This is a genomic window from Cellulomonas sp. A375-1, assembly GCF_001040865.1.
GTDB classification, from domain to species: domain Bacteria; phylum Actinomycetota; class Actinomycetes; order Actinomycetales; family Cellulomonadaceae; genus Cellulomonas; species Cellulomonas gelida.
The window spans coordinates 15566-16262 of the sequence record NZ_LFKW01000115.1 but is presented as its reverse complement, the minus strand read 5'-3'; the positions used below and the strand labels follow the sequence as shown (position 1 = coordinate 16262).

1 protein-coding gene is annotated in these 697 nt (G+C 74.0%); it reads right to left on the bottom strand.

The features are described 5' to 3' along the window. Nucleotides 1-456: 456 nt before the first annotated feature. On the bottom strand, nt 457-697 hold a 241-nt coding region (locus CWIS_RS18405; protein WP_197080833.1), incomplete at its 5' end, for a DNA glycosylase AlkZ-like family protein.

The following is a 697-nucleotide window of genomic DNA, read 5'->3' as shown; positions in this document are numbered from 1 at the left end:
GGGGGCGGAGGGGGGCGTAGCGTCGAAGCACACACGGAAGGAGGTGGTCCGAGACATGAAGTTCTCCAGGACGCGTGAGGTGACTGTCCGCTAGTCGCCCGAGCACTTCGGACGGATTGCATGATCCGCCCGCTGAGCCCGCCGGACCCCCAGGATCCGGACCAGGGCGGCGAGCGAGTCTCAGGCAGTCACCGCAGCCCGTGGGAGCCGCGACCTCGTCCTTCGCGGCAGGGCCCCGTCAGGGGTTCCGGCCCACGGGCTGTCCCATGCCCGGCTCCGGCCCAGCCCCCGAGCCCAGGCGAGCAGCGACTCCCGGCCACACCTCCGCGTGCGGGTGTCATCCGCACGGGCGGGCCCGCCTCCGCTTGGGACGCCGACGCGGCGGGCCCCCGCGCGACGTGTCGCATGGTGAGGCTCGGGATCGTCGTGCGCGCCGGAGCAGGCGCGGCGGGCGGGCTACGCGAAGGTGGTGCGGATCTCCTGGTCTGCGAAGGTCGCGTACCTCTGGAGCTCGGCGAGGACCGCGTCGCGTTCGGCGACGGACAGGTCGCGCGCCGGGTGCACGCGGACCTCGATCACGCCGCGCTCGACGCGCCGCTGCCACCAGCCCGCGAGCTGCTCGTCGACGAGCAGCACGTGCAGTGACGCGTAGTCGAGCGGGCGTCCAGCGGCCAGGCCCGCCGGGTCGACGAGCGAG